Here is a 376-nt window from a genome sequence, read left to right on the forward strand (position 1 = left end):
GGCGATGCACTGGGCTGCGCAGTCGTTGCGTTCGGGGGAGTGCTCGCTGGCGCTGGCCGGCGGAGTGACGGTGATGACCACCCCGGAGATGTTCATCGACTTCTCGAAGCAACGCGGGATGGCTTCCGACGGGCGTTGCAAGTCGTTCGCCGTGGGTGCTGACGGAACGGGCTGGTCGGAGGGTGCCGGGTTGCTGGTGCTCGAGCGGTTGTCGGACGCGCGGAGGAACGGGCACCAGGTGCTCGGTGTCGTGCGTGGTTCTGCGGTGAATCAGGACGGTGCGTCGAATGGGTTGACGGCTCCGAATGGTCCGTCGCAGCAGCGGGTGGTGCGTGCGGCGTTGGCGAGTGCGGGGTTGGGGCCGGTGGATGTGGAT

General features: G+C 67.6%; 1 protein-coding gene. It reads left to right on the plus strand.

Features of this window, described 5'->3' with window-relative positions:
- Positions 1–376, plus strand: a 376-nt coding sequence (locus tag OO67_RS35450; RefSeq protein WP_033305955.1) for a beta-ketoacyl synthase N-terminal-like domain-containing protein, incomplete at both ends; no start/stop codon positions are given.

This window comes from Streptomyces atroolivaceus, from assembly GCF_000717025.1.
In the GTDB taxonomy this organism is placed as follows: Bacteria; Actinomycetota; Actinomycetes; order Streptomycetales; family Streptomycetaceae; genus Streptomyces; species Streptomyces atroolivaceus.